Annotated in this window: 13 protein-coding genes and 1 pseudogene; 11 read left to right on the top strand and 3 right to left on the bottom strand. The window is 61.0% G+C overall.

What is annotated here, in order from left to right:
• The first annotated feature begins 1 nt into the window (after position 1).
• From QMO80_RS24270 to QMO80_RS24240, 7 genes and pseudogenes are all read left to right on the top strand, one after another.
• Entirely contained in the window at positions 2 to 919 is a 918-nt protein-coding gene (locus tag QMO80_RS24270) for a dihydrodipicolinate synthase family protein (RefSeq protein ID WP_283200426.1), read from the top strand.
• A gap of 8 nt (positions 920 to 927) precedes the next feature.
• Positions 928 to 1,944: an ABC transporter ATP-binding protein gene (locus QMO80_RS24265; RefSeq protein ID WP_283200425.1), complete on the top strand. Its 1,017-nt coding sequence runs from the start codon at positions 928 to 930 to the stop codon at positions 1,942 to 1,944.
• Positions 1,945 to 2,890, top strand: a pseudogene (locus QMO80_RS24260) (ABC transporter ATP-binding protein).
• Positions 2,891 to 3,026: 136 nt separating this feature from the next.
• Positions 3,027 to 3,962, top strand: coding sequence for a dihydrodipicolinate synthase family protein (locus QMO80_RS24255; RefSeq protein ID WP_283200424.1), 936 nt, complete (start codon positions 3,027 to 3,029; stop codon positions 3,960 to 3,962).
• Positions 3,963 to 4,130: 168 nt separating this feature from the next.
• Positions 4,131 to 4,805 carry a L,D-transpeptidase gene (locus QMO80_RS24250; RefSeq protein ID WP_283200423.1) on the top strand — a complete coding sequence of 225 codons (675 nt, stop codon included), beginning with the start codon at positions 4,131 to 4,133 and terminating at the stop codon, positions 4,803 to 4,805.
• A gap of 12 nt (positions 4,806 to 4,817) precedes the next feature.
• The gene (locus QMO80_RS24245) at positions 4,818 to 5,354 is read left to right on the top strand and encodes an OmpA family protein (protein WP_283200422.1); all 537 of its coding nucleotides are present in this window, start codon (positions 4,818 to 4,820) and stop codon (positions 5,352 to 5,354) included.
• A gap of 522 nt (positions 5,355 to 5,876) precedes the next feature.
• Entirely contained in the window at positions 5,877 to 6,743 is an 867-nt protein-coding gene (locus tag QMO80_RS24240; RefSeq protein WP_283200421.1) for a hypothetical protein, read from the top strand.
• Positions 6,744 to 6,897: 154 nt separating this feature from the next.
• On the opposite strand, the gene QMO80_RS24235 is transcribed toward QMO80_RS24240, so the two are convergent.
• Positions 6,898 to 9,360 (bottom strand): beta-glucosidase, encoded by a 2,463-nt coding sequence (locus QMO80_RS24235; protein WP_283200420.1) that lies wholly within the window; start codon positions 9,358 to 9,360, stop codon positions 6,898 to 6,900.
• Positions 9,361 to 9,507: 147 nt separating this feature from the next.
• Here QMO80_RS24235 and QMO80_RS24230 point away from each other — a divergent pair, with 147 nt between their 5' ends.
• The gene (locus tag QMO80_RS24230) at positions 9,508 to 10,143 is read left to right on the top strand and encodes a TetR/AcrR family transcriptional regulator (protein ID WP_283200419.1); all 636 of its coding nucleotides are present in this window, start codon (positions 9,508 to 9,510) and stop codon (positions 10,141 to 10,143) included.
• Here QMO80_RS24230 and QMO80_RS24225 read toward each other — a convergent pair.
• Complete coding sequence (locus QMO80_RS24225) at positions 10,101 to 10,985, bottom strand: alpha/beta hydrolase (RefSeq protein ID WP_283200418.1); 885 nt, start codon at positions 10,983 to 10,985, stop codon at positions 10,101 to 10,103. The two genes, QMO80_RS24230 and QMO80_RS24225, sit on opposite strands and share 43 nt — an antisense overlap.
• A 123-nt stretch (positions 10,986 to 11,108) precedes the next feature.
• On the opposite strand from QMO80_RS24225, the gene QMO80_RS24220 reads away from it, so the two are divergent.
• A complete protein-coding gene (locus tag QMO80_RS24220; RefSeq protein WP_283200417.1) occupies positions 11,109 to 12,050 on the top strand; it encodes a LysR family transcriptional regulator in 942 nt (313 codons plus the stop codon).
• Between the two features lie 90 nt (positions 12,051 to 12,140).
• Here the strand turns inward: QMO80_RS24220 and QMO80_RS24215 are convergent, their stop codons facing one another.
• Positions 12,141 to 15,167: a glycoside hydrolase family 38 C-terminal domain-containing protein gene (locus tag QMO80_RS24215; protein WP_283200416.1), complete on the bottom strand. Its 3,027-nt coding sequence runs from the start codon at positions 15,165 to 15,167 to the stop codon at positions 12,141 to 12,143.
• Between the two features lie 325 nt (positions 15,168 to 15,492).
• Here QMO80_RS24215 and QMO80_RS24210 point away from each other — a divergent pair, with 325 nt between their 5' ends.
• Complete coding sequence (locus tag QMO80_RS24210) at positions 15,493 to 15,678, top strand: hypothetical protein (protein WP_283200415.1); 186 nt, start codon at positions 15,493 to 15,495, stop codon at positions 15,676 to 15,678.
• Between the two features lie 183 nt (positions 15,679 to 15,861).
• On the top strand, positions 15,862 to 17,001 hold the full coding sequence (locus QMO80_RS24205; RefSeq protein ID WP_283200414.1) for an ROK family transcriptional regulator: 1,140 nt from the start codon (positions 15,862 to 15,864) through the stop codon (positions 16,999 to 17,001).
• Position 17,002: the final 1 nt, after the last annotated feature.

Here is a 17,002-nt window from a genome sequence, read left to right as displayed (position 1 = left end):
AATGACCAAATTCAAGGGTGTCGTCCCCCCCGTCGTAACGCCGCTCAATCCGGATCTCACCGTCGACTATCCTTCCTATACCAGGGTGCTGGAACATCTGATCGATGCCGGCTGCCACGGCGTATTCGTCCTCGGCTCGACCAGCGAAGTCGTCTTCCATGACGACCGGACCCGCCGCGAAATCATCGAGCATTCCGCCAAGGTGGTGAATGGCCGCGTGCCGCTGATCGTCGGCGTCATCGATCCGACCACGGATCGGGTCATCGCCCATTCGAAGGTCGCAAAGGCCGCCGGCGCCGACGCCGTTGTGGTCACCGCACCCTTTTATACGGTCACCAGCCAGTCCGAGATCCTCGATCATTTCCGTTATGTGAGAGACGCGGTGGACGTTCCGCTGGTCGCCTATGACATTCCCGTTTGCGTTCACGTCAAGCTGCAGCGCCAGACCGTCGTCAAACTTGCCAAGGAAGGCACCATTATCGGCCTAAAGGATTCCAGCGGCGACGACGGCAACTTCCGTTATGCGCTCCTCGATCTCGCCGAGCACAAGGACGTCTTCCTGATGACCGGCTCCGAGATCGTCGTCGACAACGCCCTGCTGATGGGCGCTCACGGCGTTGTTCCCGGTATCGCCAATGTCGATCCGCACGGCTATATCAGGCTCTGGAATGCCGCCCAGCGCGGCGATTGGGCCGCCGCCAGGAAAGAGCAGGAGCGCCTCTGCCGCCTCTTCGAAATCGTTTGGGTCGCACAGGGCCGTGTCAGCGGCGGCGCTTCCGGCATCGGCGCGTTCAAGGCTGCCATGCGCAGCCTCGGCATTATCGACAGCGCCGTCATGCCGCGGCCGCGCGCCTCTCTGAATGATGCCGAGACGGCACGGATCAACGAGATCCTGCGTGCAACCGGCCTGTTGAACTGAGCCGGTCGATGGAACAGTCGGCCGGACCGGTACTCGACATCAGGGGATTGCGAACGGTCTTCCGCATCCGCGGTGGCGAGATCACGGCGGTCAACGATATCGACCTGACCATCGCCGCCGGCGAGACGCTGGCGCTCGTCGGCGAATCCGGCTCCGGCAAGTCGGTCACCAGCCTGTCGGTCATGCGGCTGCTCACCCGCAACATCGGCGTGATCGCCGCCGGCAGCATCCGACTGACGACGAGAAGCGGCGCGGTCCGGGATCTTGTTTCCCTCGACGAAGAGAGCATGCGCAGCATCAGAGGCGACGACATCGGCATGGTGTTCCAGGAGCCGATGTCGAGCCTCAATCCCGTTTTCACGATCGGCGACCAGATCGCCGAGCCGATCCGCATCCATCGTGGTGCGAACCGGAGGGCGGCGATGGACGCAGCCGTCACGCTGCTTGAAAGCGTCGGCATACCGGACGCCCGGCGCCGTGCCGGCCAATATCCGCACGAACTGTCGGGCGGCATGCGCCAGCGCGCCACCATCGCTATGGCGCTCGCCTGCGATCCGGCGCTGCTGATCGCCGATGAGCCGACCACGGCGCTCGACGTGACGATCCAGGCGCAGATCCTCGATCTGCTGCTCAAGCTGCAGCGCGAGCGCGGCATGGCGATGCTCTTCGTCACCCACAATCTCGGCGTGGTCGCCGAAATCGCCCATCGCGTCGCGGTGATGTATGCCGGAAGGATCGTCGAAGAAGGGCCGGTCGGCGAGGTTTTCCGCAATCCGAAGCATCCCTACACGATGGGCCTTCTCGCCTCGATGCCGCGCCTCGGCGAGGCATCGCGGATGAAACGGGCGGGCGAAAAACTCTCTGCCATTCCCGGCATGGTTCCGAGCCTGATGAACATGCCGAGCGGCTGCGCCTTTTCCCCGCGCTGCAAATTCGCGATCGATGCCTGTCGCGCCGCAATTCCCGCACTCGAACAGGTCAATCCGCAGCACCGCAGCCGCTGCATCAGATGGCAGGAGATCTAGATGAGCGCACCGCTGCTCTCCGTCCGCGACCTCTCGAAACATTATATTTCCCGCGGCGCGCGGCTGAACATTCTTGAGAGCATCTCCTTCGATATCGGCAAGGGGGAAGTCGTCGGGCTGGTCGGCGAATCCGGCAGCGGAAAGACCACGATCGGGCGTTCCGTCCTCCGGCTCGTCGAACCTTCCTCAGGCAGTGTCCGCTTCGACGGACAGGAACTCACCGGACTTTCCGCCTCGGCGCTCAGGCGGCAACGGCCGCGCATGCAGTATATTTTCCAGGACCCTTTCGCCAGTCTGTCGCCGCGCATGACGATCGGCGAAATCCTGACGGAGGGCCTGAAGATCCAGGGGATCGGATCGGCACACGACAGGCTCGAACGAGCGCAAACCGCGTTGGCCCAGGTCGATCTGCCCACTGACGCGATCAATCGCTACGCGCATGAATTTTCCGGTGGCCAGCGCCAGCGCATCGGCATCGCCCGGGCATTGACCTTGTCGCCGGAATTCATCGTTGCCGACGAGCCGGTCTCCGCACTCGACGTGTCGATCCAGGCGCAGGTGATCAACCTGCTGCGCGAGTTGCAGCAGCGGCTTGGCCTTACCATGCTGTTCATCTCGCATGACCTCGCCGTCGTCGAATATATCTGCGACCGGGTGATCGTGCTCTATCTCGGCCGCATCATGGAGATCGCGCCGAGTGCCGATCTCTATGCGAGACCGCAGCATCCCTATACGCGCGCCCTTCTCTCCGCGATCCCGTCACCCGATCCGGATGCCCGCCGTGACAGGCAGATCCTGAAAGGCGATATTCCAAGCCCGGCCAATCCGCCGAGCGGATGCGTCTTTCGCACGCGCTGTCCGAGCGCCCTCGATGCCTGTGCCGGCGCCGTTCCGGGAAATCGCGCCCGGCCATTTCAAGGCCTGCATCCGCGACGACCTCAACTGATCCGTGATCTAGAGCATGATGCCGAAAAGTGTGAGCGGTTTTCGGGCGACATCATGCTCTAACTCTTTAATTAAGAACAGGATTCAGATTTTAGGCCAAACGGGCCTAAAATCATCCTGTTCTAGGGGGAAAACAGATGAACGCGAAGACGCCGCATCCGGCCATCGGCGGAAACTGGGCGAGCCTGCTTCTGCCGATCGCAGCCGACGACAGCATCGAATTCGATAAGCTCGGCGAAGAGATCGACATCCTCATCGAGGCCGGCGTCGACGGCATCTATTCGAACGGCACCGCCGGTGAATTCCACAATCAGACGGAGGAGGAATTCGACAGGATCCAGGCGATGCTGGCCGAACGCTGCGAGGTTTCCTCCATGCCATTCGTGATCGGCGCCTGCCAGCCCGACCCGCTGATCATGCTCAACCGCGTCCGCCGCGCCGCCGCGCTCGATCCCCGCGCCATTCAAGTCATCTTGCCGGACTGGTGGCCGCTTACCGATGCCGAAGCGGTCGACTTCCTGAAAAGGGCGGCCGAGGCCGCCGGCGGAACTCCGCTCATCCTCTACAATCCGCCGCATGCCAAACGGGTGCTGACGCCAAAGGAACTGGGCGCGGTCTGCGCGGCAGCGCCTGCGGTGATCGGCATCAAGCTCGCAGATGGCGACGCTTCCTGGTACGCCGAAGCGCGCCGGCATCTGTCCGGGCTTTCGCTCTTCGTCCCCGGCCATCATCTCGCAACCGGCGTCAGGGAAGGCATCGCAGCAGGCTCCTTCTCCAATGTCGCCTGTCTCAGTCCCCGCGGCGCTCAGATTTGGACGGCATCGACGCGAAACGAACTCGATGCCGCTCTCGATCTCGAACGACGCATCTGCACGTTCATGGACGCGCATATCGTCCCCTTTCGCCGGGAACTCGGCTATTCGAACGTCGCTCTCGACAAGCTTTTGAGCGCCATCGGCAATTGGGGACCCGTCGGCACGCGTTTACGGTTTCCCTATCGGTCGATAGACATGGCTGAGGCGGTCAGGTTGCGATGCATCGCCGGCTGCGAACTTCCCGAACTTTTCCTCTGAGGTTGCCCAGGGTGAACAGTCGCCTCCTGGAGTAATGAGCGGAGCAATACAGTCCAGAAGACCGGAGATGCGATCCCCGCCCTGAGCGAAGAGAAGATTTTCTGTTGTCGCAAATGAAAAATCTGATTTACTGATATTCGCTGCTTTGGCTTTAGGGGGATATTGCCGATGCTGGGGACCCGCAGGGAAATTTTGCTTGGTGGTTTGGCGTTACTTGGCGCTGGTGCGGTCGGCAGACCGGCATTCGCCGCGGCGTCGTCCTATTTTGACGGCACCATCGTCGACAATGGCGTGACGTTCAGAGGGACCAACTTCGCCAAGATCGACAGACGGTGGCACCGCCAGGTCGTCAAATATTTCAGCAGCGAGCCGATCGGCACCGTCGTCGTCGATACAAGGCACCATTTTCTCTACGTGATCATGGAGAACAAGACCGCCATTCGCTACGGCGTCGGCGTCGGCCGTGAGGGCTTCAAATGGTTCGGCCGCGCCACGATCGACGCCAAATCGCTTTGGCCGCGCTGGACGCCGCCGCCGGAGATGCGCAAGCGCCATCCCGAACTGCCCGAATTCGTGGCGGGAGGCTCCCCGAAAAACCCGCTTGGACCCCGCGCCATGTACCTGCATCGCGACGGCGTCGACACCGGCTATCGCTTCCATGGCACGCTCGAACCCTGGAGTATCGGCAAGGATGCCTCCAGCGGCTGTATCCGCATGTTCAACGAAGACGCCATCGACCTTTACCAGCGTTGCCCGATCGGCACGGCCGTACAGGTTCTCCCGCATATTGCCGACCAGGCCGAAAGCACCACGCAGGTCAGCCAAACAACCCCGGTCGAATAGGAAATCACGCTGATGTCTGCTACAACAGGATACACCAGCCGCCTTCTCGCCGTGGCCATGCTCCTGGCGCTTGCCGCCTGCTCCACTACGGAGGTCGCCTCCCTGGAAGAACCGACTGCGGCGCCGATGACCGGCCAGACCAACGATCCCGCGCCCGGTTTCGAAAATGTCGCGGCCGGCAGCGAAGAGGATTTTATCCTCAATGTCGGCCGGCGGATCTACTTCAAGCAGGACTCGGCCGCGCTCGATTCCGTCGCCATGGCAACCTTGGACAACCAGGCCAATTGGCTCAACAGGAACCCGACCTGGCTGCTCAAGCTGCAGGGATTTGCCGACGATTCCGGCTCTGCTTCCAAAATGCAGACGCTGTCGCAGAAGCGAGCCGATGCGGCGATGGCCTATCTCGCCTCGAAGGGCGTCGATCCGAAGCGCATGTGGGCCAAGGGCTACGGCAACGATCGAGAAGTCCGCGACTGCACCGAGCGCTCCTGCAAGGTGCAGAACCGGCGCGTTGTCACCAATCTCCGCACCCAGCCCGACGCGGTCTGATCGCGCCGCCTGCCGCATCGACGATAGAGCCTCTGACATCCAAAGCGCGTGGAGATCGTCAGCCGAATTCACGAGCGATCTAACCGTTATGCACCACGAACTGCACATTCTACAGATGAAGCTTCTGCGCTAGCTCGCTCCTCAGCCGTTGATGTCTTCGTCGAGACTTGCGACACATCATCAAAGAAAGGATCGCGCGCTGGCGACCCCCGTGCTTCGATCGTTATTTGCGGCGAAAGCCCTCTTGGCAATGAGATTATTAGGTTGCTACCCAGCATCATATTCAGCAACGGGGGATCACAAATGACTTTAATTGCTGGGCTCGTAAGGCCCCCATATTTTCTCGCTGTTGGAGACGCACTCCTTACGACCAACTCCCGCGTTCACCACGACGCTCCAATTCCGACACAACGGTTACCCAACGAGACCGAACAAATGTCTGATAGTGGCCTGTGGGTCGCAGGCCTTGCTCGGAAAATTTTCCCAATTGGCTCATTTCTGGTTCTAGGCTGGAGTGGAACAATGGGTGCCTACGAGCATTCATTCAAGTTTCTATTCGCAAACTCCCCAGATGTTATGCTGAGCTTTTCCGATTTCCAGCATTTAGTAGAGAACGCGAATCTTCCTCGCGGTTCCGATGCTAGCTGGTTCATCTTCGGCATATCTAAGGACTACGGACCGGTTTCCGTTTCTCACAATATAGCCAAAAGCACTGCAAAAGAAGGCAGTTTTAATTTGCTTGGCGGGTCTGGACGGAAGCATTTTGAACAATTTTTAAATGATCAAGCCATAGTCTCACTAGACGGAACTGGTTTGTTCGCTGAATTGCTCGGCGCATGTGCTAAATATTTGCTGGCCCAACATCGGCAGGGACGCTTTCTGAAGGAAGGGGTTGGAGGCGCTTTCGACATTATAGTAAGTGGAGAATCGGCCTTTGAGCAACTTGATCACGTACTATATGTATTCCGCGATTATTGGGACGAGAGCGAAGCAAATCTCGTCCAGTGCGACGCACAATACGTTACTAAAACAGGCCGTACTTTCAGCAAAATCGATGCAGTATACTACGCAACTCATTTAGGCAGATCGCTGTTTGTGGGTCGCTGGCATCAAGGCGGACCAGATTTCTTTGAAATCGAAACGCCGTACCTGGAGCCTCGACCGTTGGAGAAAACGCCACATATGTGGGGCGTCGATTATGCTGTAGAAACTCTGACTCACTATACTGGGAAAAGGCCAGTCTCGATCCTTCCATCTTCAGAAGAATATGATTTTCAAATCGACGCCAGCGGTCATCCGCAGCTAAAATTTCCAATGGAGCTCTCGCAAGAATGCGAGCAAGCTCTGCGAAACTGTCTGGAAGCTCGGCGGACTGACACAGGCAAGTGAAAGAGAGACCTCCTTGCCGACCAAGTTGGGAATCACTTACGAGACCCTGCCACGCTGCACCAACATGAGATCGCCCACAACAATCCCGGCATCAGTCGCTATTGCGAGCGCTTCAGATAGTCTGCTTGAAATATCAGGAGAATGCAGCCGCTAGCTAATGCGAAGCCGGCAGCACGTGGGTGAGTGGTGAGGACAGATCAACGACGAACCGGATATCCGCGGCATTCGCCGCCACGATCAGCTGATAGTCACCCGGGTCGGCGCGGAAGGCGCCGGTTTCGACGTCGAAATAAGCGAGATCGCGCGGCAGGATCTTCATCGTGGCCGTGCCGGTCTCACCAGGCTGCAGCGAAAGTTTTGCGAAGGCGCGCAGCTCCTTGTCCGGCCGCTCCACTTTGGTCTTCGGCGAGCGCACATAGAGCTGGACCAGTTCGGATCCTGCCCGATCGCCGGTATTGGTCAGGTCGACACTGACAATCACGCCTTCGGCACCCATTTCGCCTGCCGACAGCCGCGGTGCACCCCAGTTGAAGCGGGTATAGCCAAGGCCGAAGCCGAAGGGGAAGAGCGGCTCGACGGCGCGTGTGTCGTGATGACGGTAGCCGACGAAGACGCCTTCCGCATAGTGCACGTGCCCGTCCTTGCCGGGATAGACGGCGGGATCGCTTGTGATGGCGGAGTTGTCCACCAGCGCCTTCGGGAAGGTCTGCGGCAGGCGCCCGCCGGGTTCGACGTCGCCGAACAGCACATCGGCGACGGCATTGCCCAGCTCCTGCCCCGGATACCACATCTCAAGCACGGCACGGACCTTGCCGAGCCAGGGCATTTCCACCGGGCCGCCGGTCTGCAGCACGACGACGGTATTGGCGTTGACGGCCACCACCCGCTCGATCAACTCCTCCTGCCGGCCCGGAAGCCGCATGTCGGGCAGGTCCAGCCCTTCGGTATCCCATTCGCCGTCGCGGCCGACAAAGAGAAGCGCCAGATCGGAATTGCGGGCCGTCTCGACGGCTGCCTCGATATCAGCCTCGCCGAGCGGCTTTTCCACGCCGAAACGAACGGCGATAAGGTTGATGCCCTCCCCGCTCGCGATGGACGGCTCATACTCGACGGTCACCGCATAGGCGCGGCCGGCTTCGAGCGGCACGGTGCCGCGCTGTTCGTCATTGGCGGTGCCGAAATAGTTTTCGCCGCGCGTCCAGCCCTCATGGCCGTCGACTGTCAATGCACCGTCGACGAAGAGACGCGCCAGGCCGGCATTGGTCATGCCGAAGACATGATCGCCGCTCTCCTCCGGCACGAATTGCATGGTCATCCTGGCCGAAAAATCGGCAGGGTCGAGATCGCCGGACGGCAGCTCGAACCAGAAGAATTCGCCCTTGTCGACGATTTCCAAATGCAGCGGATTGCCCTTGCAGCCCCGGCCCTTGAAATATTCGACCGTGATCTTGCCCTTGAACACGTCGATCAGACGGTTATGGCGGCAGCCGACCGCATGGCTGATGCTGTTGGCATTGGCAAGGGCGGCGCGAATGCCTTCGAGCGGGCTCACTGTATAATGCGCCGCGATCTGCGCGCTGCCGCCGCCCATGACGCGCGCGCTTGCCGCATTGGGGCCGATGACGGCGATACGGTCGAGCGAGGTTTTCGCCAGCGGCAGGATGCCGTCATTCCTGAGGAGAACCGCGCCTTCTGCGCCGAGGCGCCGGATCAGCGCCCGATCCTCAGGCAGGTCGATCGCCCGCTCGGTGAGATCGGGCTTGCTCTTGAAGGCGCCGACCCGCTCGAGCAGAAGCAGCATCCGCCGCGCTGCCGCCCGCACGGTTTCGGCCTCGACCTTGCCCTCGCGCACGGCGGCGACGAGCTTAGCGCCGCGATCACGCGCCGGACCCGGCATTTCGAGATCGAGACCGGCAATGATCGTCTCTGCGGTCGAATGCGAGCCGAACCAGTCGGACATGACGATACCTTGGAAACCCCATTCCTCGCGCAGCACCTTGGTCAGCAGCCAGTGATGCTCGCTGGTATAGGTGCCGTTGAGGCGGTTATAGGAGGACATGACGGCCATCACGCCGGCGCGGCGGACGGCCTGTTCGAAGGGCGGAAGATAGATTTCGCGCAGCGTCCGCTCGTCGATATCGGAAGACATGGTCTGGCGCTCGATCTCGGATTCGTTGCCGGCAAAATGCTTGATCGTCGCTGCGATCCCCTCCCCCTGCACGCCGTCGATATAGGCGACGGCGAGTTCTGCAGTCAGCATCGGATCTTCCGAATAGCATTCGAAATTTCGGCCGTTGAGTCCGGAACGGTGGATATTCACCGTGGGCGCAAGCAGCACCGCGGCACCCTTGCTCTTTGCCTGGCGCGCAAGGGCTGCGCCCATCTGCGAGACGAGATCGGGATTCCAGGTGGCGCCGAGGGCGATGCCGACCGGAAAGCAGGTCGCCTTGACACCGGCGACCAGCGAACCGGCGCCGCGCGCGCCGTTCGGCCCGTCCGTTACCTTGATCTTCGGCACGCCGAGACGCTCGACGGGAACGGTCGTCCAGAAATCGGCGCCGGATAGCAGGGAGACCTGCTCCTCGAGCGTCATCTGGTCGAGAATGGAATCGATCATGCAAACCTCCCAAGGAAATCCTTAAACCTACCGATTACTCGGTATTTTTAAGATGTCAATCGGGCAAGCCTGATGTATGGATAGAGAGCATGGGAGAAATCGGCCGAGGACCGGCCGACCGCCGCTCCAAGAGGCAGACAAGAGACGATGGCAGAATTGTCGGAACAGCAGACCGGAGAGGAAAAACAACGGCGCCGATCCCGCAAGGGAGAGACACGCCGGGCGGAAATCCTGACGGCGGCGATGCGGCGCTTTGCCGAGGACGGCTACCAGAATGCCGCGATCGGCGATATCGCCCGGGATGTCGGCCTGTCGCTGCCCGGCTTGCTGCACCACTTTCCCACAAAGGTCGATCTGCTGCTGGCAATCCTCGCACAACGCGATCTCGAAAGTGCTGATTTCATCGAGCATTATCGCTCCGATCTCAGCGGCCTGCTCAAGGGCATGGTCGCCATCTTCCGCCGCAACGCCGACATGATCGAGGTCGTCAGGGCCTTCGCCATCCTGAATGCCGAGAGCCTTATGAAGGACCACCCCGCCAAGGCATGGTTTCTCGCGCGCGCCACCCAGATGCAGAAGGATGTCGCCGCGACCTTCGAACGGGCGATTGCCGACGGCGCGATCGACGCCAGGATCGACAGCAGGGCAATGGCCGCCGAACTGATCGCGGTGATGGACGGCCTGCAGATGCTCTGGCTGCGCGATCCCGACCGCTTCGACATGGTCGGCGGCTTGGAAGCCTATGTCGGCCGGCTGCTGGCAAGCCTCAGCTTGGAAGGCTGACTGGAGCTATCTGCAAAGCGCGCCAGCCAAACCATCATGCAGCTTACGGCCTCTTGGTATCTTTGCCCGACCAGCAGACCCGTATGTGTCGTCCCCTGAAGCCCCAGATACTCGCCGCCAATATGCCGCGCCGTCGCCCGGCCTCGGCGATCATCCTCTTCATCCTTGACGGCTGAGATGACTAGGCTGGGACAGGTGATTTTCCCGCCATCGACGGAAATCCCCTCCGCCCCGAAATGAAAGGAAAATGCGGCGAATGCCTTCGCCGATTCCATCGACAGGTACTTCCGCTGGAACGTGATATCGTCGAGCGTTTCATCGGCGCTGCTTTGCTCGTCGCGCGCCGGCGCCGGCACAACCAGACCCGGCATTCGGGGTGCAAGATGACGATAGGGCACCTCGTCATGCACTTGCCTGCAAATGCTGGAATCGATCAGCACCAGCCCGGCAATCCCGACGCTTTCCGCCAGTTTCTGGCTCAGTATCCCTCCCATGCTGAAGCCGATCACAACAGGTGGAGTTGCGCATTCCTCAGCGATTTCGGAGATCGCCTGGCGGATGTCGTCCAGGTAGTCCTCAAATTCGACCTTGGTCAAATCGACCGATCTGCTTTTGTAGTGGCCGCGCAAATTGATGCAGTAAGAATTCCATCCGGCCGATATGAAATGAGGAAGGTGCTTGCTCCACATCCAGCTGCCGGTGAAGGCGCCGTGAACGAAAAGCAAAGGCGGTCGTGCACGCTGCGACGAACTGTTGTTCCCCCGAAATATCTCCAGAAACAGCTCGTTCTCTCCAATGTATTTGCCGACGTGCTCAGGCAATTCTTTTGCATAGTCCTGCATGCTTCCACTCCTCTGATGCGGGGCTGATACCGCTTGGCGACAAAGGATATTTCCTACGCAATATTGATCAATGGCAGCTTACGGACGTACATAAAGGACAAAATCTCTCTAATTGGGTGCCAAATGGAAAGCCTCGCGAGCGTTTTCGCCCTTGTCTATGCTGCCGAACAGCAGAGCTATGTCGGAGCCGCGCGCGTCGCCGGCGTTTCACCCTCCGCGATTGGAAAAGCGGTCGCACGGCTCGAAAGCCGATTGGGCGTGCGGCTCTTCAACCGCACCACGCGCAGCATCAGCCTGACCGAAGCAGGAACCCTGCTCTACGAGCGCTACAAACGCATCATCGACGACATGCATGACGCGGAGGCCACGATCTCACGAAGCCGGGAACGTCCAAGGGGGCGCCTTCGCGTCAGCGTGCCGCATATCGTCGGGCATCACCTTCTCATGCCGATCCTGCCCTTTTTTGCCGGGCAGTTTCCGGAGATCGAACTGGACATCGATTTCGAAGACAAGGTCATCGACCTGGTCGCAGAGGGCCTGGATGTCGTCGTGCGCAGCGGTGAGCTTGCCGATGCACGATTAATTGCCCGCCATCTCGGCGACCAGCATTTCGTCGTTTGCGGAAGTCCCGATTATTTCAAGCGCCATGGACGACCGCAGACGCCGGATGACCTCTCCCAACATGCCTGCATTCACTTCAAATACCCATCCAGCGGCCGGCTTGCGCCGTGGGCATTCCGCTCACCATACGATCGGGTAATTTTCCCAAGGAACCTTACGTTCAACAACACGGATGCAGGTCTGCGGGCAGCACGGGACGGCTTGGGCCTTGCGCATCTGCCCGTCTACGTCGCAGAGTCCCATATGCGGGCCGGAAGTTTGGTCCCCGTCCTGACTTCCTTCATGGTGCCGTACGGTTCGCTCTCGCTCGTCTGGCCGTCCAATCGTCAGCTTTCACCAAAAGTCCGCGCTTTCGTGGATTTTGTAGTTGCGAACTTTGCCGCCCGACCCGACGCTTTTCGACCGCCGGATGCGGCTGGCGTCTCATCCAATTCTAGGGGATAGCAGCTGCTTTCAGGAGCGCCCGCCAGTTCTTCAAATCATGGTGCGTTTGCCATCGGCCATTTAATTCCCGGCACGCATGGCGGTCAGGCGTCAGCCATTTTGCAGCTTCCAGGTCCGGATTTCGAACGGCATGATGTCGGCAGCTCCCTTCCGCTCCATCGGCTCTTCGAGAATGTTCAGCGGCTGCGATGCCGTCCATCCTGAAGGCAGGTCGAGGGCGAGCGTGCCGCGCCGGCCGGCCGGTTCGTAGAGGCGCAGGATGAGACCGTCACCCTCTTCTGCCGGCTTCAGGCCTGAGAACGCGACGGGGATTCCGGTGACCGCTAGCGGCGCAAAAGTGCCGGCGGAGAGGCCGCTGGCTTCAACTGCGACAAGCGGCTGGTTGAGATCGATCGCCTCGTCGAGCACGCCGCCGTCATGCCAGGCACCCTCATGCGGCATCAGCGCATAGGTGAAGCTCTGCTCGCCTTCATCGGCCAGCGGATCCGGATAGATCGGCCCGCGCACCAGGCTCATGCCGATCACATTGCCGCGTGCGCTATGGCCGTATTTGGCGTTGTTAATCAGGGCGACACCGAAACCCGGCTCGCTGATATCGACGAAGCGATGGGCGACCGCCTCGAACATTGCCTGTTCCCAGGAGGTGTTGCTGTGCGTCGCCCGCTCGACGACGCCGAAGGCGCATTCGAACGTTGCCTTCCGCGACCGGACATCGACCGGGTTCAGGGTGCGCAGCAGGGTGCGGCGGTCATGCCAGTCGATCGTCGTTTCGATATCGAGCCGCTTCGCATTGGCACTGAGCACATAGGTCTGGGTGACGCTCGAATTCCGGTAGCGATGAACGACGCGGATTGCCGCGCGGTGCGGGCCGCTTTCGACAAGCGAAATGCTTTCCGGCGCCTCGAGACGGATGGCCTTTTCGGCATAATCGGCGTCGATATCCCAGGCGTCCCAATTGCGCGGCTTGTCGGCCGGATAGACCCAGAGCTGGTTGGCCGAACCATCGACCGCTTCGCGGCCGCTCGCCTTGTGGATGAGGCTCGCAACCGCCCCGTCCTTGCCGATGGTCACAGCGAGATGGTCGTTTTCGAGGCAATCCGGGCTGGCCGTCAGCCGGCCGGCCGGCCGAAGCACCTGCCGATCGAAGACCGCGACGGATAGAGGAGCGACGATATCGCCGGCCGAGATGACCGTGCCGTCGGCAAGCGTGGCGCTCACCGGCCGTGGCGCAAGCGACGGATTGACGACGACGAGCGCATTGCCGAGCCCGCCCTTCGGCAGATGGGCCGACAGCGCCTGCAAGGCCTTTGCCTGCTCGGACTTGGCGTGGTCGATGACGCCACCCAGTTCCTGCTCCGCATCCTGATAAACCTCGCGGATGCTCGATCCCGGCAGGATGTCGTGGAATTCGTTCTTCAGCACCACGCGCCAATCCGCTTCGAGACTTTTCGGCTTTTCGGCACCGAGCATATGGGCAAGGGAAGCGAGCGTTTCGGCGGTAATCAGTGCGCGTTCGGCCTGCCGGTGTTTGCGTTTGACGCCGCTTTGCGTCGTCAGCGTCGCCCGGTGCAGTTCGAGATAGATCTCGCCGTCCCAGACGGGAAGGTTCTTTTCCCCCGCAGTGCGGTGCGCCTTCTCGTAGAAGCTTTTGACGGTGCCCCAGCGCGCCTGCGGAATGGCGGGGAAATCGCGCAGCTGCACTTCGCGCTCCACCATTTCAGGCGTCACACCGCCGCCGCCGTCGCCGTAGCCGACGGCCAGAAGCGAGGTATCGTGCTGCACCTTGCCGCGGAAGTTCTTCCATGTCGGCAGATAGCAATCGGCCTGCACGAAGCCGTTATATCCCTGCATCGGATTGTCGAAAGTGTGGGTCAGCACCTGGCTGCCGTCGAGACCCTTCCACCAGAAGAGATCGGAAGGGATATGGTTGGTCTCGCTCCAATTGACCTTGATGGTGAAGAAGCTGTCGATGCCGCCCTGTCTCAGGATCTGCGGCAGCGCGCCGGAGAAACCGAAGCAATCCGGCAGCCAGCACACCGTATGGCGCGTGCCGAAGGTCTTTTCGAAATAACGCTGGCCGTAGAGCACCTGGCGGACAAGGCTTTCGCCGGTGGGCATATTGGTATCAGGCTCGACCCACATGCCGCCGACTGTTTCCCATTTACCTTCCGCGACCTTCTCCTTGATGTGTTCGAGAAGCTCCGGGTCTTCCTCTTCCATCTGCGCGTAATAATGGGCGGTCGACTGGTTGAAGCGGAAATCGTCGGAGCGCTCCATCAGCGACAGCGCCGTGTTGAAGGTGCGCCGCATCTTCCGCCGCGTCTCGCGATAGGGCCAAAGCCAGGCGAGGTCGATATGGGCATGGCCGGTCAGCAGCAGCTCGCCATTCGGCGGAAAGCGCGTCTGCAATTCCTTCAACCGCGCCGTCAGGACCTCGAAGGCGGACGCCGCCGAAGCACTCTGCTCATCCGTGAGGCCCGCCGGATTTTCCTGGAGCTCCGGCAGTTCCCAGATCTTCTGCTGCATGACGGCATCGGCGGTGCGCGAGATGTAGGCCGCCGTATCCGACGGCCAGTCGAGGCTGCGCAACGCCTGCTCGGCGGCATCGACCAGATGCGGCACGACGTCATGTTCGCCGAGCACCCCGATCGCCTCGGTGACCTGCTTCAGGAGAAGATGCAAGCGATGAGCAGGACCATCGAGCAGGATGAACCGGGCCTTGTTCAGCCGCGGCGCCCGGTTCGGCTCGCCGAACGGAAAGCGCGCGACGCTTTCCGTCGCGATCTGGAAGCGGCGGCCCTTGACCGGAAATTCCTGATGATAGGGATCGAGGCCGAACATCTCCGTCTCGCCGCCGGGATAGCTCAGCGTGATCAGGCTCTCGCCGCCGAGATCGAGCTGCAGGCGGATATCATCGAGCGGCCAGCTCTCCGGCGCCTCGGCGCGGGCGGCGAAATGCACGACGCCCTGTCGATGCGGCCAGTCCTGATGATGACCGATCGGCTCGCCCTCGAACGTCCAGCCGTCGATCGCAACGCTTTGCCGATCCCGCCAATGCGCGAGTTCGGCGATGCGGACTTTGAGACGATCGAAACGTTGGGCAATGGTCAGAGACATGGCTTATCCTGTTCAAAAATCGGCGGCGAACGATCCGGAATCATGGCTTTGGGAGATGAAGATGGCGCGACAGAGATCGCGATTGCTGGCCCCTCCTCCCAGCGGGCCCAGCCGACCTTAGATTAAGTAACTTTGATTTGCCGTCAAGTGCGGAGGAGGGTCATTGTGAAGGGAGCCATTGTTTCGGCATAGGACCGGCTGCCAGACGTTCAAGGAATAACGCAATCTTGATCGACTACGACAGTTTACCGGGCGCGGTATCGGCCTATCTGACTGGCAATCACATGAATGACGCTGGCCCTCGGCCAGCAATGGGGAGGTGGGGATGCTCCAGATTCGCAAAATACTCGCAGCGATCACAGCCATCATCGCGGTTGCCGTGTCGTCATCGTGCACAACGAGTTCGACCGACTCAGTGCAAACCGGCTCGGTTGGATACAGCAGCGTGGACTATGGACTGAGACCTGCCTGCCGCGACGGCTTTGGCAACGACCGTCCTTGCAGCTATTAGATCGACGGTCGTTCGACGAGGCCTGGCTCTTCCGCTCGGAACCGCTATTCTTCTCCCGGGCATCGCGCTGCCCATGCCGAATCCCTGATGCAACGGAATTAGTTAGCTACGCGTCCACTCGAAATCGTTACGAACACCGACAAGCGTGCTACACAACCGTAATGTTGCTCTAGGAAGACGGTCATGCGGTATCTTCGGTCAGGGCCGCGTCGGCTTCACACCCAGGAGATGGGCGTTCCGCGCGCCAAAACGGTCGGGCTGAGGTCGGGGGAGATCGCCGACCGGAATATCCGCGTCATCCTGGAGGCGATCCGCCGGCACGGGCCGCTGACGCGCACCGAACTTGGGCGGCATAGTGGGCTGACCGGGCCTGGCATAACCAATATTCTGCGGCGGCTGGCGGACGAGAAGCTCGTAACGTCGAACCGCCGCAATGGACTTGGCGGTGGTGCAACCGCGACGGAATTCGCGTTGCGGCCGGAGGGCGCTTTTTCGGTCGGAGTCAAGCTTCGCCAACGACGCGGCGAGATCGTGCTGATCGATTTGAGCGGCCAGGTGCATGACCGGGCCTATTTCGACGTAGAGCCGGCGGACAAGGTCAGGCTGGTGCATGCGGCCGTCCGTGAGATGGTCGATCGGCATGCCGCCCTGCCGGTCATCGGACTCGGCATCGCCGCCGGCGGCTGGACGGAAGATGATAGCGACGCAATCGCCGCGATGTCGACGGTCGCGAGGCCCTATGTCGAGAACGAATGCACGGCAAGCCTGCTTGCCGAGCGCACCATCGGCAGCGCCATGCCGGAGGGCTGTCTGGCGATGATCATCATCGACGACGACGTGCAGGCCGGTTTTCTCGTTCGCGGCGTTCCCTATTCCGGCGTGCATGGCCGGGCGGGCAGCATCGGCGAAATGCTGACCGGGCCAGACAATGTCCAGCTCAACACCGTCGTCGGGTTCCATTCCCTGCGCTCACGCATCGGCGACGGGGACTTCGCCCGCCTGCTCAAGAGCGAAGAGTTCTCCTGCCCCTTGCTGTCACAATGGATACGCGAAGCCGCCGGCCACCTGCTCGATCCGATCATCGCCATGGCCGGCTTTCTTGCCCCGAGCGTCGTCATGATCGGCGGCGATCTGCCGCAAGGCATGATCGAAGCACTGATCCATCAGCTTTCCATCGAGCGACGCGACACCTCGACGAGACCGCTGCTGACGCCCTGGATTTCGCCGATGAAACCGGCGAGCTTCAGCGGCGGCGGCGTGGCACTCGGTGCCGCCCTCTTGCCCTTCCTCAACACGTTGCTGCTGCCGCCGGCTTCGGCCTGAT

This window comes from Rhizobium sp. BT03, assembly GCF_030053155.1.
GTDB lineage: Bacteria > Pseudomonadota > Alphaproteobacteria > Rhizobiales > Rhizobiaceae > Rhizobium.
Note: the sequence above shows the minus strand (reverse complement) of the source record. Positions and strands in the feature narration are given on the sequence as shown.